20 protein-coding genes and 1 pseudogene are annotated in these 23,360 nt (G+C 44.2%); 17 read left to right on the top strand and 4 right to left on the bottom strand.

What is annotated here, in order from left to right; genetic code table 11:
- Positions 1-84: 84 nt before the first annotated feature.
- Positions 85-714, bottom strand: coding sequence for a L,D-transpeptidase (locus MMY95_RS12885; protein ID WP_003642331.1), 630 nt, complete (start codon positions 712-714; stop codon positions 85-87).
- 530 nt (positions 715-1,244) lie between these two features.
- On the bottom strand, positions 1,245-2,450 hold the full coding sequence (locus MMY95_RS12880) for an MFS transporter (RefSeq protein WP_202861163.1): 1,206 nt from the start codon (positions 2,448-2,450) through the stop codon (positions 1,245-1,247).
- A 111-nt stretch (positions 2,451-2,561) separates the two neighbouring features.
- On the opposite strand from MMY95_RS12880, the gene MMY95_RS12875 reads away from it, so the two are divergent.
- A complete protein-coding gene (locus MMY95_RS12875) occupies positions 2,562-2,939 on the top strand; it encodes a helix-turn-helix domain-containing protein (RefSeq protein ID WP_003642329.1) in 378 nt (125 codons plus the stop codon).
- Between the two features lie 73 nt (positions 2,940-3,012).
- On the opposite strand, the gene MMY95_RS12870 is transcribed toward MMY95_RS12875, so the two are convergent.
- A complete protein-coding gene (locus MMY95_RS12870) occupies positions 3,013-3,690 on the bottom strand; it encodes a membrane protein (protein ID WP_015825949.1) in 678 nt (225 codons plus the stop codon).
- The gene (locus tag MMY95_RS12865) at positions 3,687-4,016 is read right to left on the bottom strand and encodes a PadR family transcriptional regulator (RefSeq protein ID WP_015825948.1); all 330 of its coding nucleotides are present in this window, start codon (positions 4,014-4,016) and stop codon (positions 3,687-3,689) included. The genes MMY95_RS12870 and MMY95_RS12865 overlap by 4 nt, the downstream gene beginning before the upstream one ends.
- A 180-nt stretch (positions 4,017-4,196) precedes the next feature.
- Here MMY95_RS12865 and MMY95_RS12860 point away from each other — a divergent pair, with 180 nt between their 5' ends.
- From MMY95_RS12860 to MMY95_RS16110, 16 genes and pseudogenes are all read left to right on the top strand, one after another.
- Positions 4,197-4,850, top strand: a complete 654-nt coding sequence (locus tag MMY95_RS12860; RefSeq protein WP_053267032.1) for an HAD family phosphatase — start codon at positions 4,197-4,199, stop codon at positions 4,848-4,850.
- A gap of 135 nt (positions 4,851-4,985) precedes the next feature.
- Complete coding sequence (locus MMY95_RS12855; RefSeq protein ID WP_003642327.1) at positions 4,986-5,810, top strand: Ig-like domain-containing protein; 825 nt, start codon at positions 4,986-4,988, stop codon at positions 5,808-5,810.
- Positions 5,811-6,332: 522 nt separating this feature from the next.
- The gene (locus MMY95_RS12850) at positions 6,333-9,080 is read left to right on the top strand and encodes a BspA family leucine-rich repeat surface protein (RefSeq protein WP_202861162.1); all 2,748 of its coding nucleotides are present in this window, start codon (positions 6,333-6,335) and stop codon (positions 9,078-9,080) included.
- A 176-nt stretch (positions 9,081-9,256) separates the two neighbouring features.
- Positions 9,257-9,625, top strand: a complete 369-nt coding sequence (locus tag MMY95_RS12845; protein WP_104795957.1) for a cell surface protein — start codon at positions 9,257-9,259, stop codon at positions 9,623-9,625.
- On the top strand, positions 9,625-10,233 hold the full coding sequence (locus MMY95_RS12840) for a WxL domain-containing protein (RefSeq protein ID WP_013355925.1): 609 nt from the start codon (positions 9,625-9,627) through the stop codon (positions 10,231-10,233). Before MMY95_RS12845 ends, MMY95_RS12840 begins: the two co-directional genes overlap by 1 nt.
- Before the next feature lie 72 nt (positions 10,234-10,305).
- On the top strand, positions 10,306-11,349 hold the full coding sequence (locus tag MMY95_RS12835; RefSeq protein WP_053267030.1) for a DUF916 and DUF3324 domain-containing protein: 1,044 nt from the start codon (positions 10,306-10,308) through the stop codon (positions 11,347-11,349).
- Positions 11,350-11,529: 180 nt separating this feature from the next.
- Positions 11,530-12,162, top strand: coding sequence for a GyrI-like domain-containing protein (locus tag MMY95_RS12830; RefSeq protein ID WP_171032670.1), 633 nt, complete (start codon positions 11,530-11,532; stop codon positions 12,160-12,162).
- Positions 12,163-12,257: 95 nt separating this feature from the next.
- On the top strand, positions 12,258-12,653 hold the full coding sequence (locus MMY95_RS12825; RefSeq protein WP_013355922.1) for an iron-sulfur cluster biosynthesis family protein: 396 nt from the start codon (positions 12,258-12,260) through the stop codon (positions 12,651-12,653).
- 24 nt (positions 12,654-12,677) lie between these two features.
- Positions 12,678-13,646: a zinc-binding dehydrogenase gene (locus MMY95_RS12820; RefSeq protein WP_241277689.1), complete on the top strand. Its 969-nt coding sequence runs from the start codon at positions 12,678-12,680 to the stop codon at positions 13,644-13,646.
- A gap of 724 nt (positions 13,647-14,370) precedes the next feature.
- The gene (locus tag MMY95_RS12815) at positions 14,371-14,877 is read left to right on the top strand and encodes a WxL domain-containing protein (RefSeq protein ID WP_238352243.1); all 507 of its coding nucleotides are present in this window, start codon (positions 14,371-14,373) and stop codon (positions 14,875-14,877) included.
- An 11-nt stretch (positions 14,878-14,888) separates the two neighbouring features.
- Positions 14,889-15,278: a hypothetical protein gene (locus MMY95_RS12810; protein WP_003645389.1), complete on the top strand. Its 390-nt coding sequence runs from the start codon at positions 14,889-14,891 to the stop codon at positions 15,276-15,278.
- Positions 15,271-16,758 (top strand): cell surface protein, encoded by a 1,488-nt coding sequence (locus tag MMY95_RS12805; RefSeq protein ID WP_104795953.1) that lies wholly within the window; start codon positions 15,271-15,273, stop codon positions 16,756-16,758. Before MMY95_RS12810 ends, MMY95_RS12805 begins: the two co-directional genes overlap by 8 nt.
- Before the next feature lie 257 nt (positions 16,759-17,015).
- Positions 17,016-18,296 (top strand): GHKL domain-containing protein, encoded by a 1,281-nt coding sequence (locus tag MMY95_RS12800; protein ID WP_277602020.1) that lies wholly within the window; start codon positions 17,016-17,018, stop codon positions 18,294-18,296.
- Positions 18,297-18,299: 3 nt separating this feature from the next.
- Positions 18,300-18,584 carry a TfoX/Sxy family protein gene (locus MMY95_RS12795; protein WP_003642314.1) on the top strand — a complete coding sequence of 95 codons (285 nt, stop codon included), beginning with the start codon at positions 18,300-18,302 and terminating at the stop codon, positions 18,582-18,584.
- 330 nt (positions 18,585-18,914) lie between these two features.
- Positions 18,915-19,676, top strand: coding sequence for an AraC family transcriptional regulator (locus tag MMY95_RS12790; RefSeq protein WP_003642312.1), 762 nt, complete (start codon positions 18,915-18,917; stop codon positions 19,674-19,676).
- A 133-nt stretch (positions 19,677-19,809) separates the two neighbouring features.
- Positions 19,810-23,360 (top strand): annotated as a pseudogene (locus tag MMY95_RS16110) (cell wall anchor protein); the annotation flags it as partial.

Raw genomic sequence — 23,360 nt, 5'->3', positions numbered from 1 at the left:
GAATAAAAATCATCCAGCGACCTGATTGTCTTAATACAAATAGGTTGCTGGATGATTTATTTTGGTGGTTTTGTAGTTGTTTCGTTAGTCGATGACGACTTTAGTGCCATACTTGATGTTGTTATAGACCCACTTGGAATCTGCAACGCTCAGATGAATGCAACCGTGTGAAGACGGTCGCTTGCCAAGATCAGCAGCGTCTGATTTGATAAAGTGACCTTGGGCATCTACGGGTGTGGAGTGGAACAAATATTCACCATGGTTGAGCCATGAGACCCAGTAATAGGCACCTTCATCAACACTAGCGCTATAAAAATATTTTCCCCGTTCGGCTTGCACATGATAGGTGCCACGGGGTGTTTTGCGGTCAGCAGTTGGCACGCCACTGGATGCATACATCGTATAGAGAACGTGGTGATGGTTCATCAAGTATAGCCGTTGTTTAGCCAACGATACGTGAATCCATAAGTCCGGATAGCGGTTGACATTGGGATACGCGACTGTTTCGGATGATTGACGCCAGTTGATTGGTGTGCGCATGACCGTTGATTTAGCCGTGGTTTTGGCTTTCGTCTTTGACACGACTTTTTTGGTGGTTACCGTTGATTGGCTAGGTCTGTGGGCATCACCAACAACTTTGACAGTGCCGACCGCCAGTAAGCCGATAACTAAAGTGATGCTAGTTAATAAAATTAATGTTGATTTGCGTTGCATGTTGCGCCCCCATAGTTGGTTGGTTCTGTCTGGCTCTGACTTGATAGTTAGTGGTAATAGTCAATACTGACCATTCAATCAGGACCTTCTCAGTAAAAGTGGAAACCAATCGTATATTACCGTTATAGCTTTCTGAAAGTGAAAATGCAACCCAGTCGAATGCTGGGTAAGTCGGTTTTACGAACAAATCGGGGTTGCAATGGCGTAAAGCGGGCATATTCGGGCTTTAAGTCAATTAACACAGCCTAAAATGACAACAATTGGTCTTCAAATAACACTGAAAATAAACAATAAATTCCAACTAAAAGTAGGAAGGCCGCCGGTGAAAATCGGGACGATTCATTGCTAGCACTCTGAGTCGCCTATTAATGAGGTTCCTGAACTAGTGACGGTTAAGTGGATTTAAAAGATAGTGACATAAAGAAAAACACTCAGCCTAGCGATAGGACAACCGAATTGGCGGTCATTGTTAAGCCGCTAAGCTTAGTGTTTTCGATGACCGTTTAAGACGACTACGGGTCATTTAGTTATTAATTTTGAACGCAATGCCGGTCGGTGCTTTTTGCGGGCCGCGCTAACCAAATTAGACCTAACAATAGGACTAAGCTAACAGCAACCATGATGGCACCAAAGATCGGTGTCCAGCCTAAGCCAAGGTTGGTCGTGACTTGACCACCAATACCGGAGCCGAGTGCGATACCGACGTTAAAAGCGGAAATGTTTAACGCTGAGGCCATCGTAATATCGTGTGGTGTATTCTGTTCAGCTAACTGAACAATATAGAGTTGGAGCTCAGGGACGTTCATGAAGGCAAAGATTCCCATCAGTAGGACGGTCAATAGCCCTAGCCAGTGACTGTACCCGGTGACACTTAGAATGAGTAAGGTGATGAGTAACCCACTGAACATCTTGAATAGTGCAATTAAGGGCCGTGCATTGGCCCAACGACCACCCAGTGTATTACCAAGGGCGACCATTAAGCCGTAAACGACTAGAATCAAAACGACAGCGCTCGCTGACCAATGCATCTGCTGTTCTAGTAGTGGTGATAGGTAGGTGTAAACTACGAAGGTACCACCGTATCCCAGCGCCGTGACGAGTAAGGCGAACAGTAGTTGTGGATTAGTGAGTACGCGGATAATCCCCCGGACCGTGGCTTTACTGGGTAACGGCAGATTACGTGGAATTAACCAGTAATCAGCTAACAAACCAATGACACCAATCACGCTAATAAAGATAAAGGACCAGCGCCAACCGCCTAATTGACCAATCATCGTTCCCAACGGAACACCAGTAACCGTTGCGACAGTCAGTCCTGTAAACATGATGGCAATCGCCGAGGCCCGTTTGGCAGGTGCGACCACGTCAGCGGCAATTACTGAGGCGACGGTCATAAAAATACCGTGAGCCAAAGCGGCCACGACCCGGCCTGCAAGTAAGACACCAAAGGTTGGGGCACTTGCTGCGAGTAAGTTACCAATAATAAATAAAATCATAATTAACATCATCAAGCGGTGACGGTTAAGCCGACCGGTGAGTAATGTCATGACGGGCGCGCCAATCATGATACCAATGGCGTAGATCGAGACGGTCAGCCCAGCTTGCGCCAAGTTGATGTGAAAGCTGCTAACGAGTAGTGGCATTAAACCAACACTAATAAATTCCGTTGACCCAATGGCGAAGGCACTGATTGCGAGTGCCAAAAGTGTCCAACTGGGATTAAACTGTTTTGTCATAAGATAAGCCTCCTGCTATTGCTAAGTTGATAAATAATGATTATACTAGCAAGTGACTTTTAGACAAGTACCGACTTTAAAGTGGGATACCCACTAAAAAGTAAGTATGGAATGGAGGGACAATTATTGGAAACCAAAACGTATCATATTGGGGTCGAGGCCACAATGGAAATTATTGGGGGTAAGTGGAAATCAATTATTCTGTGCCATCTGCGTACTCAGACGATGCGGACGAGCGAATTGGAACGCGCGATTCCACAAATCTCGCAGAAAATGTTAGTACAACAACTTAGAGAGTTGGAAGCCGCTAATATTGTGACGCGCAAAGTGTACCAACAAGTGCCACCGCGCGTGGAATACGGACTAAGTGATTATGGCCGGAGTTTGTCCGTTGTCTTACATGAGCTGTGCGTGTGGGGTGAGGATAATATTGATCGCCGCCGAGCTGCGGGTGAAGAGATTGCCTTGTTACATCGAGACGATTTATAGACAATGAGTTTAAATTAAAAATGGTGCGTCAAGAATGAAAATATTCTGGCGCACCATTTTTGATTAGGGGGAGTTAATGTTGGGTCGGTTGACGACGATTAGACAGTAAACTGTAACCAAACCAGATGACTGTGATGATAGCCTGGATGATCTGTAGTCCAATGCCCCAAGGATTCGGCAAAAAGATGAATACCCAAGAACCAAAACGTGGCGTAACTAGGAAGAGTCCAATCAGCATAATTAGGGCCAAAGTGGTTATTAAAACAACCGGAACGGTTTCCTGCTTAAATGGCGTACTATCAGCATAAATCGCATGATTCATGATTTTAAAAATCAGTGCTATGGCGATAATCTCGACTAGTGGGGCGGCGAAAAGAAGTAACCAGTTCAGACGAAATCCTGTTGCCGTATTAGCATTTAATATAACGAAGAACCAGCTAATCAGGATTAACAGGCCAACAAAGTGAATTTGTTGCCAGCGACTGTTGCGCGGTAATTCGGCTAGGAGTGCATCTGCGAGCCCAGCAGGATCGTTACCAAAAAATTGTGAGGCCGTTTCACCATGCTGGCTGGCGTCTAGGAAGTCTTGTAACATCGTCAAAAGTTGGCGTGTAATGGCTTTTTCATTGCTTCCGAACAGTTCTTTGGTCAGCAAATAAAGGCGTAAATCTTGGAAGTATTGCGCGTCACTAGGGGTGAGTTGTTGTTCAAGTTGATTGAGCTGTGCCTGGTCATTATCAATTTTGGTCATGATGGGGTCCTCCTCGTTAAGATGTGATCGACATGCGCTTTTAACTGAAACCACTGGTGATTAAAAGCTGTTAGTGTTTGTAAACCTTGAGGGGTAATGGCATAGTATTTTCGCTGGGGACCATCAGGAGAAGCTTTGAATTGCCCAATGAGATCGCCGCGATTTTCCAGTTTTGCAAGTAGGGGATAAAGTGTGCCACCAACGATTGAGTCAAAGCCGTCTTCACGTAACGCCTGAATCAATTCATAACCGTAAATTTCATGGTCTGAAATAATGGCCAATACACACCCGTCGAGCACACCTTTGAGCAATTGTGTTTGTTTCAACTAGTAATCTCCTTTAACTAGATAGTATTACTACCTAGTAGTATAAGTGTTAATCGCCAAATCGGCAATAACCAGATTTGGTTTGAAAACTTAATATTAGTAGTAATGACTCCGCTTACATTTTTAAACAGTTATGATAAGCTTAGATTATTGACGATAAATAGACTGGAGTTGGTGAGTATGACGAAGGCAGTTATTTTTGATTTAGATGGATTATTGATTGATAGCGAGGTTATTTCATTAAAGATGTATCAACGAATCGTACAGGATTATGGGCAGACGCTTTCCATGGCGACTTATGCACAGGAATACAGTGGTAAGTCGGCGGTGACGAATATGCAACACTTGATTGAACGTTTTGACTTGCCGTTTAATGTTGATACTGGATTAAAGCGGGCGTTAACGTTGGAAAAGACGTTTATGCAGGATGGCGTTGAGCTCAAACCGGGAGCACGGGTGTTGTTACAGTTTTTACACCGGAATCATTATTTAGTGGCCTTAGCTTCATCTAGTATCAAGTCGCGGGCATTAGACATTTTGACGTCCCATGATGTGGCGCAATATTTCGACCAGTTTACCTTCGGACCGGATGTCAATCGTGGTAAGCCATATCCAGATATATTTTTGATGGCATGCGCCAAACTCCAACAACAACCTGCAGATTGTTTGGTTCTGGAAGACAGTGAAGCTGGCATTCAAGCGGCGACGTCCGCGAAGATTCCGGTAATTTGTGTGCCGGATATGAAACGGCCTAACCAGCCCTATGCTGATCAGGCGACTGCGATTGTACCGTCGTTAACGGATGTGATAACGCATTTAAAATCAGTTCGATAAGATTCAGTTGTAATTAAAACATAAAGATTATTAAATTATTAATAAGGAGCGGTTGTCCGATAGAAAAACTGCTATACTACGAGGCGTAAATAAATCGCTGACAAGTTAGCCAGTGGAACGAAGGAGTCTTGATCAATGAAGAAATTGATGATTGCTGTAACTGGTTTAGCCATGGTGGCAACGCTGGGAGCAGCGGTACCCGTTACAGGGATTACAGCGAATGCGGCGACTAAGAAGACAACGGCTACGAAGAATGTCGCACCAAGTTTGAAGGTCAATGCAATTTACAATAATACGACGCAAATTACAGGTACGGCAACCAAGGGCGCTAAGATCACTGTAAAAAGTACGGCCAACGCCAAGAAAAATCTTGGAACTGCAACGGCCTCTAAAACGACTGGAAAGTACACGGTTAAATTAGCCAAGACATTGAAGGCGCAAAGCAATGTTTATGTGTACGCCACGAATCCAACGACTAAGGCTTATTTCTACCGCGTCATCCGTGTTCAGACTGCCAAAACTACTGCCTCTTCAACTAAGAAGACGACTAACAAGACAACCACGACTAAGAAAGTGGCAACTAAATCGACGGCGGCCACTTCGTCATCCAAGAAGACGACTAAATCGTTTAAAGTCAACGCGCCAGCGGGTACTTGGAAGTCGAATACGACTAACAAGTACTCCCAAATCTTAACGTTTAGCGCTAAGAATGGCTTTAATCAGACGCTTTATAAGAATGGCAAACAAGTTAAAAAGCTGGTCTCGTATGCGAGTTATAGCATGACTGCCAAGACGCCAACGTTCTGGAAAGTCAGCTATAAGTCAGGCTCGACTACTAAGACCCTATATTTACGCTATACAGCAACCAATAAGTTTACGGTCGTTAATGCTAAAAATCAGATCGTTAAAGTTAAGGTTGGCAATGCCCCAGCAGCTGTTTGGACGTTTACCAAGAAGTGACGGGTCGTTAAATATCTTAAGTACGAACAATTCCTCGGTATTTTGGGGAATTGTTTTTTTGTTGCTTGCTGATCAATTAGATTGAACGTGGCCTAGTGAATATTAAAATAATTGAAAAAACGCAGATAGCTTATCGTCATTAGCAGGTTAGGTGAGCGCATATAAATTGGCCAATTTGGGCTGTTCATAGTGACCATGATGGAAAAGGCACTACAGCGTTGGTAATTCATCTAGTTCGCTCGAAAAATGACTTGGTCGTGAGTCACTTTAAAAATGACCATCGTGCAGTTGTACCCGTGAAGAATACTGAATAAACAAGCAAATAAAAATGGGTGTTCGTTAGCTGATACTTATCATTTAATTACGGTTATTAACACAAATAATATCACGGTGATAAAAATTTAATATTCGGATATCTGTAAAATTGTAAGTCTTTTTCTGAACGTCACAAACTGAAAATAATGTAAGATAATTAACGTCAAGAGATGTTAAAATACTATCTATGTGAAGGGAGCGATGGGCATGCAACACCGGCAATTATGGTATCGGGGCGGCCTAGGACTGGCATTAGCACTAGTTGTGGTCGGATATCGTGGATCACGGGCAGTTATTCGGGCGGTTCCCCGCGCACAATTGAGTGTTGATCAGAAAATGCCATCGACTAGCAGTGTTTTTTCTGCTTCGAAATTGACGTTGCAAGATGAGGCAAACAACTCGGCACTACAAGTGTCACCTGAGGCCCAGGAAAGTGCAGGACCTGACAAGCAGTCGGATTTAACATCAGGCAGTAGTACCAGTAGCAGTGGTATCAGTAGTGGCAATAGCAGTGGTAGTACAATACTGGAAAACGCTAAAAATAATCAAACATCAGAAACGGCGACGACCAAAGCGGCAGAAATGGTCAATGGGACGGTTAAAATGACCTTAGATACTAATGGCACATTGCATTTGAGTGGTGGGTCATTTGGTGCATCGCTAGGGTCAGCCACGGGGAGTTGGATTGTAAAAACCTTGACGGCTAACGGCTATCAACCGACCCAAGTTTCAAAGATCGTCATCGACGGTAAGATAACGGCAACTACTATGACTAATTATTCATATCTGTTTGCTAACTTACTTAATGTTACGGCGATTGATGGGCTAGCCAACCTTAATTTAACTGGCGTAACGGATATTTCGTGGCTATTTTTGAACTGTTCACAGTTAGGCGCGTTGGACTTGAATAGTTGGGATGTCAGCAGCGTCATCAGAATGGAGGGAACGTTTCAAAATTGTACCAAGTTAGTTACGTTGAATGTTGCCAATTGGAACACGGATTCATTACAGTATCTAATTGACACTTTCAATGGTGACAGTTCATTAACGTCGTTACCAGTTGGCAAGTGGAATACCAGTAAAGTGGCGACGATGATGCGAACATTTACGGATTGTTCTTCGCTGACGTCATTAGACATCGCTAATTGGGACACCCGTGTCGTAACGAACATGTCCGCGATTTTTAGAGGAATGTCGAAGGTTAAGAGTTTACCCATTGATAAGTGGCAAACGGGACGCGTGGTTAATATGCAGTTAGTCTTTTCAGGTGATACTAGCTTGGAAAGTATTAACGTCGCTAATTGGGATACGAGTCGGGCCACGGCGTTAGATGGGACTTTTGCTAAGCTACCTAATATCAAGTCCCTGCCACTCGACAACTGGAATACAAGTAACGTTCAAACGATACGGAGCACGTTTTATGGCGATACTAACTTGACCCAGCTGCCGATTGATAACTGGAATGTCGGCAAAGTCTTTGATTTTAATTCAACCTTCAGTGGCTGTGCCAGTTTAACAACTGCACCGGTTGCGAATTGGAACACCCAGAGTGCCACCAATCTTGGTTATACTTTTGAGGGCATGACTAGTCTCACCTCGTTACCAGTAGATAATTGGCAGACTGGTACTGTCACGAATATGGCCGGAACTTTTTCTAGAGTTAGTCAGTTAAAGAGTCTCCCGATTAGTAAGTGGAATACGAAGAATGTACAAAATATGGCGGGGACTTTTTCTGAAATGAGTAGTGTCACGGCATTGCCAGTAGATAATTGGCAGACTGGTAATGTGACGACAATGAGGGGAATCTTTACCAAAGTTAGCCAAGTTAAGAATCTGCCAGTTGGTAAGTGGGATACGGCGAAGGTCGTTGACATGGGACAAGTGTTTTATGGCAATCCCCAGTTAACTAGTCTGCCCATTGAAAACTGGAATACAAGTTCAGCCACGGATTTTTCACAGCTATTTGCGGAAGATTCGGGTTTACAAACCTTGAGTTTAGGTGCTTGGAATACGACCAAAGTGACTAACTTTGAATCAGTTTTCCAAAATACCAGTCTAGACAAATTAGATTTGACTGGCTGGAATACCAACAGTGCGCAAACTTATACCAACGCTTTCAGTTCGAAGTTGCCGCCTAAACGTCTATTGTTGGGACCCAGCTTTAACTTTTTTAAGAGTGAAAGTTGGCACTTGCCAAATCCTAGTAGTGAGGCACCTTATATTGGGAAATGGCGTAGTTTAAATAATAAAAAAGTTTATACTTCGGCTGATTTGATGACTAAATACGATGGTAAAACCATTGTTGGAGAATTCGAATGGGCCACTGGCAACACGATTACAGTAAAGTATGTGGACGCTGCTGGCAAGTCCTTGGCACCCGACACGAAAATCAGTGGTGCAACTGGTGATGCCTATCATATTAAACCAATTGAGATTGAAGGGTACGTGCCAGATCAACCAGATGGGGTTCAAGGGAATTTTACCGACAAAGATGAAACGATTACGTTAATGTACAGTCCTGGAGGACTAATGTTTGCCTCAGCACCGCAGACCATTAATTTTGGTCAGAATCCGATTACTGGTAAATCAGAAAGTTACGGTGCCTCCTATGATACTGGGCTAGTTATTCAAGATGGCCGGTCAATAGGTTCAACGTGGTCGCTCAATGCAACGCTCTCAGCATCAGGCTTCACTAGTAAGCAGTCGGCACGACCATTAGCGGCTGTGCTCAGTTATAAGGATCAACAAACGGGTGGCGAGTCAATTCTTACGCCAGGTGTGGCACGGTTGATCGTCAATAACCATCAAACTGTTTCGAACCAAGGCGTCAATATCCTTGGTCAGAAAACGGCACTTGGGGCACTATCGTTACAAGTGCCAACCGATCGTGCCTTGACGGATACGTATCAGGCGACGGTCACTTGGACGCTTAATCAAGGGGCTCCTAATCGATGATGAAAAAAATAATGATTAGGTAACATAAAATTTGTAAGACTGCTTGATTGTTGTTAGTAAGTTAGTTATGTATATTTACAATGTACCGCAATAACTATTCTAGCTTAATGATTGGTTTCGGCCAGGGTTGGTTTTAGTTATGCCGCAAATAATGATATAGAGGAGGAGTGGTGTTGATGAAGCGTTTGGGGTTCATCACAATTGCCATCAGTACCCTACTTTGTTGGGGGTGGTTGTCAGCACCGATTATTGGTGTGGCTAGTACGGCTGAGAGCCCAGCAACGATTCGTTTCGACGGCCAGGCTGAGTCATCGAACTCAGACACTGGCGCTAATCAGTTACAGGTGACTGAAGCGTCAAAGTCGAGTCATTCGATTGTGCATCAGCCGAATGCTAGTCAAGCTGTTCATCATCAGAACCCGGGGTGGTTACCACAAACGAGTGAACAATGGTGGCTGAGTGCTTTCATTGGTGGTATTGGGTTATTGGTCGTTTTAATTGGTTGGCAATTGGTTAACTATCTAAAAAAAAGGAGTTCATTATAATGAAAAAAACATTATTAGGACTTTTATTCTCAGCAGCATTGATTGCAACATCAGGTTTGACCGCGAGTGCGGCCGATACGCCACAAACGTCTAATGGGACAGTTGGTTTCACTGGGGGCGACATCACTATTGATAATGGTGATACGGACTTAGCTGGTGCTAGTCTTGACTTTGGTACCAACCAAATCACCGCAGCTAACAAAGACGATAACTATGACAACACGAATAAGTCAGCGGCGGTATCCGTTGTGGACTTACGGGGAACGGCTGCTGGTTGGGATTTACGTGTGAAGCAAAATGACGTTTTTAAAAACGACAAAGCGGTTGCTAATAAAGAATTGACGGGTGCGATTCTAACATTGAATGGTGTTTTGGATTCAAATGCATCGACGACTGGTGCGGACGCAACGGCCAATACCGGTGTTGCGCTAGATACACTCAATAGTGACAAGGTTTTGATGACCGCCGCTGTGGGTAAGGGGAATGGTAAGAACGTGGCTGATATTGCTAAGTCACAACTAATGGTTCCCAAGACTACGGCACGAGCTACGGGAAGTTATAGTACAACGTTAACTTGGAGCTTGAATACTGCACCAGCGAATAGCTAATAAGTATTGATCGGAAAAATAATGGCTAGTAGGGGGTAATGTCATTTTTCCGAATCATGATTAGGGGGAGAAATGATGTTAACAAAGAGATGGTGGCAGTTAGGAATTGGTTTGCTAGTCGGATTAGTTAGTCTAAGCTGGGGACGAACGGGTTCGGCTAACACAGTCGGTTTTGAGGTCGCACCGGTGGCTTCCAAATATCAAATCGATAAGGCTGTTTCATACTATGATCTGAAACTAAAGTCTAGCCAAACAACCACTTTGGCAGTGAAAGTGACGAACACAAGTACCCAGGAAATCACCGTGCATACGGCAATTGTACCGGCGACAACTAATCCCAATGGGGTGGTTGAGTATCAGGCAACGGCTGATGGCAAGAACATTGATTTGCCAGCTGATGCTAGTCAACTGATTACGACGGCGGCGAATAAGATTACCCTTGCTAAGGGAACCAGTAAGATCGTGACTTTTAAGGTGAAAATGCCGGCTCAGAAGTATGATGGTGTTGTCGTTGGTGGACTGAGTTTCTTAAAAAAAGCCGCCAAACAACAGAGTAAGAGCGCAATGGCGATTAAGAATCAATACGCTTACTCAGTGGCGGTCGTATTGCATGGTGACCACGCGCTCACCAAGAACAAGTTGACATTGGGTAAGATTGATGCGACGCAAAATAACGGGTATAACCAAATTAGTTTACCCCTACAAAATCGAACGGCCGCTTTCTTGAATCAAGTCAAAACTGATGTCCAAATCTATCGTCGTGGTAGTAACAAAGTGCGCTACAAGCAGGTCAATGAACACGGTCAAATGGCGCCTAATTCAGTTTATGCCTTACCGTTACGGGTTGGCCGGGATGCGTTGAAACCCGGCCAATATACCGCTAAGTTGGCCGTGACGTCCAAAAAGCAACATTGGACGTTCACCAAAAATTTTGAAATCACGCGTGATCGTGCGAACCAACTCAACAAAACCGCCGTGATTGAACATCATACTAACTGGGGGTTGTGGATCAGCCTCGGTCTGCTAGTCATCTTGTTGTTACTGATTGCTTGGTACATTCATCGCAAGCAGCTAAAGATCAAGCGATTAGAAGAACGGCTTAAAGATAAATCATAAATTCATAGCCATTAGTACTGTTATAAACGGACTCGGTCAGGTTGGCCGAGTCTTTTTTGTGGGTTCGGTGGCAATGAATATAAATTTACCTTTGCTAACTTACTCATTATCTTTTTGCAGGCAATGCGCAGCGGCTTGTTTCTAAGTATAATGAAAGTGTAGTTAACTTAAAGGACGTGAATGAAGATGAAGTATGAATGGCGTAAACAAGAAAAAACAACCTATGCTACTAAGAAGCAACCCCAACTGTTGACGATTCCAGCCCAAACTTTTATGAGTATCCATGGAACGGGGAATCCCAATGGCCCAGAGTTTCAGACGCACCTGCAAACGTTATATCCAGCTGCTTATGGGCTCAAGCATGCGTATAAGCAGTATGCGCAAACACAGGCGTGTGAATTTGATGATTACGTTGTTTTTCCGCTTGAAGGGGTCTGGTCATTGACGATTAAGGGACAGCAACTTGACCATCTTGACAAAGATGAGTTCAGTTATGACATTATGATTCGGGTCCCAGACTTTGTTCCCACTGAACTGATTGCACCGGCTTTGGCAGCGGTTAAAGCTAAGAAACAACTGCCAACTGAACAAATTAACGTGCAGCAGTTCGACGCAATGCAAGTGGCACAGATTCTGCACGTGGGTGCTTATGACGATGAACCAGCGAGTTTTGCCAAGATAGATGAACTGGTCGCCAATCAGGGTATGCATCGTACTAGCAAGATTCATCGAGAAATTTATTTATCCGATGCACGGCGGGTGACACCTGATAAACTGAAAACCATTCTCCGATATCGAGTGGCGTCGAATTAATGCGAAAACTTTTGACTGGCATTGGGCGTGAAGCACGAATATAATTTAATTATATTTTAACTCATATAAAATTATAATTAAGGGGTGCTGATAGTATGACGCAAATAGAGATTAGTGATCGGCTGAAAGCTTTATTGGTTGCGAAGGGCTTTGATAAGAAGCAATTGGTTTTGGTGACGGATGATGGTGGTGGCAAGTACTCTTTGCACGGGGGTGCTTGCAGTATTGGAACTAAATTTACGATAATCGTACTTGACCAGCCGGACCCCGAATACAACGTAACGGTGGTGAATGATCAAGGCCTCGCGCTTTGGACCTCCACATATGATCTCATTTTCTTTAACGATGGTATTAAGATGGATTACGATCAGGGGCGGATCGCTATTAAGGACAATGCTCATATGCTGGACAATGCCGTTCAAATCGCTAAAGGAGCGGAAGTTTTAGCTGCTTTTGAACAGGGCGTCCCAGCCGATAACCTAACTTGTTAATTGCGATATGAAGAAGGCATAATAATGAAGGCAGTTATTTTTGACGATTTTGGTATTCCCGATGTATTGCGCATTGCTGACGTGCAACGGCCGGTGGCGACAACTGCGACCGTCTTAGTGAAGGTCATGGCGGTGGCCGTTAATCATGTTGATACGTTTGTTCGGAGTGGTACGTTTAAGACGGCCCTGGCAGCACCACACGTGGCGGGACGTGATTTAGTCGGTGAGGTCGTAGCCAGTTCGCAACCGGACTTTCAAATTGGCGACCAAGTCTGGACGAACTCAATGGGCTATGAAGGCCGAATGGGCGCAACGGCCGAGTATGTGGCGGTGCCAACTGATCGCTTGTATCACGTTCCTGATGGCGTGGCGCCCATGCCACTCGTCGCGGCGGTCCATTCAGCTGCAACAGCCGCCATCGTACTTAACGACGTCATGGAAATTTGTAGTGGCCAGACACTCCTAATTGAAGGTGCCGCGGGCAACGTTGGCCGCAAGCTGATTCAACTTGCGCATCAAATGGGCGTGACGGTTGTGATAACCGCATCACCACGAGATTTTGCACGGTGTCAGCAGCTAGGTAGTACCGCCTGTTATGATTATCACGCGGGGTTTGCGGACCAGTTAACGACGGATCAGTGGACTTTTGACCATGTGATCGATACCTCGGGACGCGTACCACTGGCGATTAATTTAGCGTTATTACGATTGGGTGGTCAGGTGACATTGATTACGGCACCGCAGGATAACCAATTTGAGTTCCCTGTTCGCCAGTTTTACATGTCTCAACAGCGAATCACTGGTTTTGTGATTAGCCATGCAACGGTTGACCAGTTAGCACAAGCGGCCAGTCGTTTAAACCGAGCTTTTAGCGCCGGACTGCTATTGGATGATCAGGTCAGCCAGCGATATTTTAAGGATGCCGCTCAGTGTCACGCTCAATTGGAAGCAGGCACGGATCATCACCAGCGCTTTGTGTTATTACCGAGTTGATTCAGCATAACGATTGAAAGCCTGATTAATTAATCAGTAATACTATGTCAACAATAGTATTGTAATTTTGGTGATTTAAAGTGATTACTTGGCAGGAGGACTGGACAGTCGGCTCCCGCGCGTCTAAAGTTGCGACCAATATTATCTGTGAAAGGACCGGCGTGCTAACAATCCGAAAGGTGATCGATACGGCGATCTTTACTAATGTTAATGGCATTCCTCCGTGGTAATACGCAGACTTGAAAAGAATATCGATGACGAAAGTCCAACACTTGTCAGCAAGGGTTGGACTTTTTGTGGTGCAGCACCAGAAGCAATGGCAGAAAAATAATTAATTTACTACCTATACTAGATTGTTGATATGAATTTATTTATTCGGATAGCCATCGATTGTTGGTGAACGGCTTTAAAGGAAGTTCGCCTAATTATCTCAAGCAACCCAAGCTTGATAACGGTTACACGAACAATCCGGGTTTGTAAATATAGTTAACGTTATACATTATTAGCGCTGTTACTGACCAACCAATATAATGAAAATGTGGTCAAAGGAGTCGGCATTTAAATTAATTAATCAATCGTACAAGGTTATTGGGGGAGGTCACAAGTGATTTAGTGCCAGTAATTTATGAATTGTTATGAGAGCAATCATTGTTGATAATGACCACCGTTCTTAGTTGATGAAAGCTAAACAAGCGCTGGTAAATGAAAAAGGGGGATTTATACCATGAAGCCAATGTTAGGACACTTATTAATGGCAGGAACTTTATTATTAGCGGGTAGTACACCGATTGTTGCCAATGCTGCAGAAAATCGTAGTGGGAATACGGATATCAAAGCGGAATTTACGAAGAGTACGTCCACGGTGACGCCAGTTGATCCATCAAATCCTGATGTGCCAAGTACTGATGGCGATGGTGACAACGGGGCGGCAGCAGGTGGCGACCTGTCGCTGATTTTTGTGTCTAAATCGTTAGGATACGGGACGCATGAGCTGGACGTTTTAAATGATCAACAATATAAGGTTGACCCAACTAGTTCATATACTTTGCTATGGCAGGATAAGATGGTTGTAGAAGTTTCTGATGTTCGGGGAACCAATGCCGGCTGGAAATTAACGGTTACCGGCTCCAATTTAACAGGAACGGATGGTACGGCTGCAAAGGGCGCAACGCTCAGTTTACCAAAAGGTGACGTGGTCAACAGCGGCTCGGAGGCCAATGGTGGCGATTAATATTAGGGGTAATGCTCGTGCTGAGCTGGGCAATACCAGTGCGGGCGGCAACACACGGTCGCACTGAGATCAGTGTGGGGTTTTATGAGACTAAGTATAGTGCTGACCGGATTATTCCCGCCCGTGTGATTCCTGATGGTGGTCACCCGTACGTTATTAGACCAGCTGACCCGGGTACCCAGGGTCAGAGAAATCAGTCAGAGCGCAAGCCAATCCGCCGACAACTAATTATCGATGGCTGGTTGCGTGGGCAATCACGCAATGGTCAACAATTGCCCCAAACGAGTGAGCGGCTTGTCATTGGCAGTATCCTTGGTGGGATGGGGTTGTTAGCTAGTGTTTTAGCAGGCGCGTTGTACCGAATATTAAAACGGCAAGATGGGGGTGAACGGAATGCGTAACAGACGAGTAAAATGGTTACTAATTCTTGTATTCGGTATACTCGGCTTGCTGAATTTGCTGCCCTTAGAGGGTAACGCCGCGACTTTGACGAGCAAGATGACGGACGTGAAAGCTAATGCTGCTTTTCAGGCCGTACCGGGTGGTAATTCGGTTGGTAGTAATGTTGATAACGGTTTGCAAGCGTATCCAGCATTAGGCAATGTGTCCGCTAACTATGCGGATAATGGTCGAATTACGAGGCAGACGACCCAAATTACAATGATGATGACAGGTTCGATTACCTTAAAATCTAGTAACTCGATGTCAAAAGCTTATTTTGATATTATGGCTGGTCCGGCAAGTGGGAGCTACACCGGGGCGACATTAGTTACGGCTACACCTACTAGTCTTGGCAGTGGCAATTCGATTATGATTAGTTCTTCAAAACAGACGCAGACGTTATCGGTCAATTTTCAAAATATTAAAAGTGAGTTGCCAATCTATATTGGCTTCCGAATCACAGTGAATGGTGAGGAAGGTACCTATCAGCTGGGGCGTTTCAACGCGCAGACATTATCTCCTAAAATTACGGGGACACTTTATTCGACTGATACGACGATCAAAGGAACCGGGACACCCGGCAATACGATCAGTAGTAATGTTAATGGTGTGACGACGACGGTCGGAAGCGATGGAACGTACACGCTGAATCTTGGGACTGCACTCGGTACTTTAAGTAACGTCACCGTCACTGAGGTCGATGAGATTACCGGTGATAAGGGGACGGCGACCGCAGCGGTGACCCTCAAAAAACTAAATATTACCAGTTCAAAGACGGCAGTCGATCTATATCCTGGTGACTTAGATTCACTGACAAGTGATAGCGCGGTCGTCGCCTGGTTAGTTAAGCAAGCTGGCATCGTTGCGACAAATCCGGATAGTGCGACTGACACAATTACTTACGCGGCCAACGAGACTAGTTTAGTGAGCAAGTTGAGTAGTTTAGCCGTTGGTAGCAGCACCACGATCAATATTTATGGGAAAGGCAGTTCTGGGCTGAAGTCGGATGCTAAGGCAATTACTGTGACGATGCGGGATGGAACGTTGAGTCTGGGCACATTACCAGCAAGTTTGACGTTTGGCACCCTGACGATTCCGTTTAAAGAAACACTATATCAGCCGACAAATGCTTGGAACATCACTGTTAATGACACACGGAAGACCGGTTCACAGTGGTACTTACGGGCGACATCAACTGCCATGAAATCCAGTACGCGGACCATGAGTGGCAACCTGATTTATCTGAACGCGGGGAACAAACAGGTGCTGACGAATACTTCGGTAACAGTCAGTTCTGGCAAGAAAATCGCGGGTACGACGAGCACTAATGCTGCAAGTGGTTGGTCGAGCAGTCAGGGTATTTTATTGGATGTCCAACCTAGTGTGCAAATTGACAGTTACAGTGGGACGATTAATTGGACCTTACAGGATACACCTTAAAAATTAATATAAGTGGTTAAAAGATATTGCAAAAGTATGTCGATTTGCAATGTCTTTTTTTATGAATAATTAATAATAAGATTGTAAGGGCTTTATTATAGTTTAATGCAAATTTATGTTTACAATATAGAGTAAAGGGTTTAATGAAGCCGTATTTCTGATATAGTAAAGTGAACTAACAAATGTATTAATATGATGAGGTGGTTGGCGTGTCAGCAGTACTTTTAGCGCTGTCGTTGATTTCTGGCGGTTATGAAATGTTGTTTTTAATGATTGGTTTTAGAGAATATGTCACTTGGCGGATTGCCATCATTTGGCTAAGTCTGGTTATCATTACGATGAGCCTGGGGGAAGTGGCTTCAAACTTATGGCCCCAAGTCCCCCTGGCTTATTTTTGGATCATCCCGATTGTTTGTGTGACCACCTTTATGAGTTCTCGGTTGTTGTACACCCAGTGGATTTTAATGGTACCGGTGGCAATCTTTTTGAATGCGCTTAAGCGATTAGTAGGGGCAATCATGGGTGTCATTGCCAAGGCTGTAGCCCAATCTGCATCGCCAATGTTATTACGGCAAGCGATAGGTCTACATTCGACAGCGGATATTAATCTCTTTTTAGCGTCGATTATGATGCTGCCGGTCATTATTATTTTAGGGATGTTAGCGCATCGCTGGTTAGTACAAGTGTCGGCCGCCGATTTTTTGCAACGGGCGCGTGTTAATATTAGTGATTACTTATTAGTTATTTTGTTTTTTGCTATTTACATTATTGCGTATGTTTTTGCGATGGAATGGTCAGTCAATGCGCAAACGTATATGGCAATTGCGGCTATCGTGACGTTTGGCATTATCGGGTCGTATTTAATTAGTAATAAAAACAGTCACTTGAATGATGCGCAGCTATTGCTACAAGTCTCAAATTACAACGAATTATTAAGCCACCATAACCGTGATTTACATTTGTTTAAACATGATTATGAGAATATTCTTTTGAGCATGTCGGCATTTATTCAGAACAATGATATGGCCGGCTTAAAGCGTTATTTTACAACGGAAGTAATGCCTGCCAGAGTAACCCTTAATCGTCAGTCGGGACTGAGTGATTTGAGTCGCTTGGATATGCCGACGGTCAGTGGTCTAATTTATGCAAAATATGAGGCAGCCAACGGTCAGAACGTTCATTTAGTGGTGACAATCTTAGAGAAAGTCACGTTAGCGGATATTCCACAGATAAAAGTAGTGCGGATTTTGGGTAATTTGCTGGATAATGCGACGGATGCTGCTGCCCGAGCGAATCATCAAGTGGCGCTAACTGTTAAAAATCGGGATGCTCACACAACGGTATTTTCGATTACAAATCAAATTCCAACGCATGAAGCGGTAGATTTATCAGTTATCAAGAAAAGTCGATTTACAACTAAACCAGGACATTTGGGTTATGGATTGAGTAGTATTGAACAATTAACTACAGATCAATTAGTTGTTAATTATTGTATTGAAGAGGGCAACTTTATTGCAGAGCTCATTATCAAACATTAAACTATGATTATGAATCGAAAGGATCTGAATTTGGTGGCATTACTAACAACATTACCTAATATTGGGCCAACATTAGCCAAACAATTGCAAGCCGTTGCGATTACGACACCCGAACAGCTAAAGTCAACGGGTAGCAAAGTCGCTTTTACTGCCATAAAAAAGGCCAACCCCCACGCTTGTATTCAATTATTGTATTCGTTACAAGGCGCAATTGAGAATTGCGCTTACCCACAGTTATCACCGGCAACTCGCGAAGATTTAAAACAATTTTTTAGATCATTGCTATAACTCATGAATGGCAATGTGAGCGCTGGTCGGAGAATTTAACGATAAGCTTTTAGATAATTAAGACCATACTTTTTTCACTTTATGTGAATTGGTTAACATAAAAATGATTGCTTTAAAGCGGTTATCCCAGATTACGAGGGATAACCGCTTTTGTGTATTGATTGTTAAATAAAAAATATTTGTTAGAATCATTAGTGTACAGCGGGATTAGTTAGCATTGTAAATTGTCAGATGGCAAATGTAAATAGTATTACTGCTAGACATCTGTTAAAATGAGCATTATTTTTGGGTTAACAAATTTTGACCAATAACGTAAAGGAGTTACAGATTATGGGGACAGAACTACAATTTGTACAATATTTACATCAAATGCGTGATTATAATGATCAGCACCCAACCACCAAGGGGCTGATCTTATTAGGTTACTTAGAACGAGATTTTATTCGATTTTACCGGGCCGGAAAGATTGAAGAAGGCATTCAATTTGCTAAGAAAAATCTGACCCGTTCGCGCGATTTATTAAATAAATTATCGAGTGAGGAAAAACAGCTGCAACTCAGTGCGCTGGTTGATGTCTTAGCTTTTGAGGGAATCCAAAATCATGCTGAGATTTATGAATTTGTTAAGCTACGTAATGATTATCACCGTTGGTTAGTTAAATTACCCGTGACGACGGAACGTTACCAGCCACTAGTTGTGCAGATTATTCGTGATTTTGCCGCAATTGCCAAACCGAACGCATTAGCTTATAACGCACATTTAGAGTCAACGCTCGATGTGATGTACTATACCAATGCTCACCTGCATGATCAATTATCGGTGAAAAAGGTATTGGCCCACGTCAATGCGCGGTGCAATCCTGAGTCAGTGCGGCGGTCGTTTAGTCAAGAGATGCATATGTCGATTCGTGATTACATCAATGCCAAGAAAATTCAGGAAGCTGAGCATATGTTGTTGGCAACGGATTTAACCATTCGAGCCATTGCTGCTGAACTCTGTTTCTACGATGCCGCCGATTTTTCAAAACGATTCAAGAAGGAGACCGGTCAAACGCCCTTAGAATTTCGACAACTTAATACACGAACTGATTAGTACTTGTATTTTTAAAGATAACCTTTTTCGCGTAAATACAAACCCCCGTTTTACTCGCATAAAAGCAGGTATACTATGTCTCAAAATTCAAAATATGTCGATATTTGACTAAAATTAACAGAGGCAAATTACTATGCGATATACACGGGGCAAATGGCGCGTAACCAATCCCAAGGTTTGGTTGTTTTCTAGTGTTTTAATTTTAGGTTGGAGAATTGTGCCGACAGTGGCTCAAGCAAGTGAAGCTGAGACGGTTACCATGTCGAGTCATTCGGTGCAGTTAGAAACGGATAGTCAAGACCAATTAACAGAAGTAGCACGGATTTCAAAAACTGCGGTAACTCGTGACCGCCACAGTGTGACCGCCCAGTCCAGCAAGTCAGCTGACAGGACTAGTTCGGAGCAATCTGCTACGACTGGCACTGTTGAGGCGGTCAGTCCAACGACTAGTGAAGCCCAACAGCGGTCAACACAGCAAGATAAAACAGCTGTTGAACAACAGGCAAGTGACTCAACAGCAGCTTCTGCGGGTGCCAGTACTAATCAGGCGTCAGCCGCAACAAGTTCTGATCAGGCGCCAGCAGCCAACTCAACTGGCACTCATCATGCGATTGATATGGCCAGTTCAGCTAGCGCACTAGGTGCTGACAGTGGGGCCCATTCTGAAAGTTTATCTGAGGCGCAACACTCAGGCGGTCAAGGTAAGACGATCGATTCAGATTTATCGGGGACTGTTCATTCACAGTCATCAGTGAGTACCGTGACGACAACTACCCCTGTGAACTCAAATTCAAGCCGAGCTGTAGCGGCAACTGATCAAATGAGCAGCAGGGTTGAGAAAAGGGCATTGAATAAAACAAATGTCACTAAGTCAATAAACATATCAGTTGCAACAAAGCAGCCGAGCAAGCAACGGACAGTCACCGCTTCGTCGTTTTTGACAATAGTAAAGAACTTAGCCGATAAGAACTATCTTGATCAGTATACCAAACAGCATGGGCAAGCGGCTTTGATTGCTTTGATCCAAGATTGGTTGTCCACGTATCGAATTATTGCACTTACAGGAATTACGATTGTGAATAGTTCGTTTGCTGGTAGTGTGGCTACGATTAGTGGTGGTCTGCACGTTATCAATACGGGGGCGACAATTCGTTCTGGCCAGGATGATGAATGGGAGACCATCATAAACGGTGGTTTGTCAGTGACAAACAATACAATCACGTTTACAACTACCAATGGATTGGTGGACCGTCCCGTAGCTAATCAGGATATGGATTTTACAAAGCCTCGGCCAACGGGAAATGGTGCAATCAAAGGTTTACCAAGCGTTACGGTTGATTCTTCGTTAATCAATGCGCAAGAATTTAGTCAAGCTCAGATCAATATTAGTGACTTTTATGATCAACTAGTTACTGCAGGGACTATTTTATCGGCAACTAATGGTGGCACGTTGAGTAAGATGCTGATTGGTGAGTCTGGAACTGCTGATTTGGGCTCTTATCAAGGACACCATTATTATGCCGTGAATATTGATTTGAATGACTGGCACAGTGGTATTCGGACCACTGGTTTTAATAATGATGATGTGGTTATTTATAACGTCGTCACGGCAGCACCAGCGTTAACCATTGGTGAGTAGTACACCGAATCTAGTCTGGAACTTCAATCATGCCATGCGTATTCAGAATACCACGATGATAACTGGTAAAATCGTGGCACCACATGCTGTCTTTACAACTAATCAAAATGTTGATTCAGCGGCCGTTTTACAATATGGATATGGCGATGGTGACAGTGCTATTCGAGAGACGATTACGAGCCAAAACGAGCATAATTATGGTTTTGGTCAAGTGGTTACTGATGATCCGTTGGATTACTTAATTGCAGTGATTAAGTCGGATGGTACGAGCATTGATACTTTAGCTGGTTTTCGCCATCTACTAGCAACCGGGCAACTGAAGATCACGATTACAGATGCGGCTGGGACACGTTTATCAGGGTTGAATGCAGTTGATACACATATTGCGGGCCAGCATCGCTATCTAATCACTTACCAATTTGGCGATCAAACTGCAACGACTTGGTTGAACGTCCAACCATCGCATGAGCCCATAATACCTATCAGCCGGATACCGGAATATTCAGCGATAACGCGGACGATCAATTACCAAGATGAGCGAACTGGGGCGGTGCTTGCTGGCCCAGTTATACAAAATGTACGGGTCGTGCGATTTGCCATTTTTAATGCTAAAACTCATGAATTGCTCGGCTATGATACAAACGGCGACGGAATTGTTGATACTAGTGATGGGACAATTGCATGGCTGTTAGTACCGCCAACGGATCAAGACTGGGTACAGGTTGTCTCACCAGACTTATCTGCGCAGGGTTATCAAGCTCCTGATATTCCGGTAGTTGCGGGGCAAACAGTGATCATTAATGGTGGTGATAGAACGATGAATACAAATGTAATTGTCAAGTATCAGCAACAAACGCATATTGCAACGACGCAGCGAACGGTTACCCGGACGATTAACTATATCGATGGTGGAACACTGCAACCCATCGCGTCACTACATGCTGTTGTTCAAACGGTTAAGTATCAATTATTAGCTGTGGTTGCTCATGACGGAACGATACTTGGCTACGATACCAACGGGGACGGACAGATTGAGACACAATTGGCAGATGAAGCATGGTTGATTGTTGGTTCAGGGCCGTGGTTTGGCGCGGTTAAGTCGCCAGATCTGAGCCATGAGGGCTACGCAGCGCCGGAGCAGATGGTTGCTAGGGTCGATGATAAAGATGTTACGATCAATGTTTATTACCGACTAGCAACTCAGGCCGTTACGGTGTATCAAAATAAACGGCGCGTTATCAGCTATATTGATCGACAGACCCATCAATCGATTGCCACGACCGTCCAGCAATTGGTTATTTACCAACGAACAGCAATTATTGAAAAAAAGACTGGCAAATGTTTAGGCTATGATTTAAACGGTGATGGATTAGTTGATACGAGTCAAGCTGATTATGCGTGGATTTTAGTTGGCAGTGGTCAATTTGCCGCGGTAACGTCACCAACGCTAGTCGTCCAAGGCTATACTGATCCGGACATAAGGACTGTAGCGGCTCAAACGGTCGCGATTACTGATCCGGACCTGATGACGACAATCGTGACTTATGACCATCGTATTATTACGGTAACACCAGGCAATCCTGCTCGACCAGGACAGCCAGTTGATCCTGACAATCCGAATATCTTATTTCCAGATGAGGGTGGCGACACCGATTTAACGCACACCGTTACTAGAATCATTCACTATGTTTATGAGGATGGCACGACAGCCGCAGCCTCGGTCCTACAAACCGTCCAATTTCAACGCAATGCGATGATTGATTTAGTGACGGGCGAAGTGACATACCAAGAATGGGTACCAGTCTCGGTAACGGAAATGGCGGGCGTTATTTCACCAATTGTAGCGGGTGCCACGACCACATTAACAGAAGTGGCAGCCCAGCAGGTGAGTGTCACAACTGCCGATCAGGTTATAGTGGTTACTTACAAGAAATCGGCAATCAAACCGGAAGAACCGGGTCAACCTGAACAACCAAGTCAACCGGAAGAACCGGGTCAACCTGAACAACCAAGTCAACCGGAAGAACCGGGGCACCCTGAGCAAC

Source organism: Lactiplantibacillus sp. ME-2 (genome assembly GCF_022549155.1).
GTDB classification, from domain to species: Bacteria; Bacillota; Bacilli; order Lactobacillales; family Lactobacillaceae; genus Lactiplantibacillus; species Lactiplantibacillus plantarum.
Note: the sequence above shows the minus strand (reverse complement) of the source record. Positions and strands in the feature narration are given on the sequence as shown.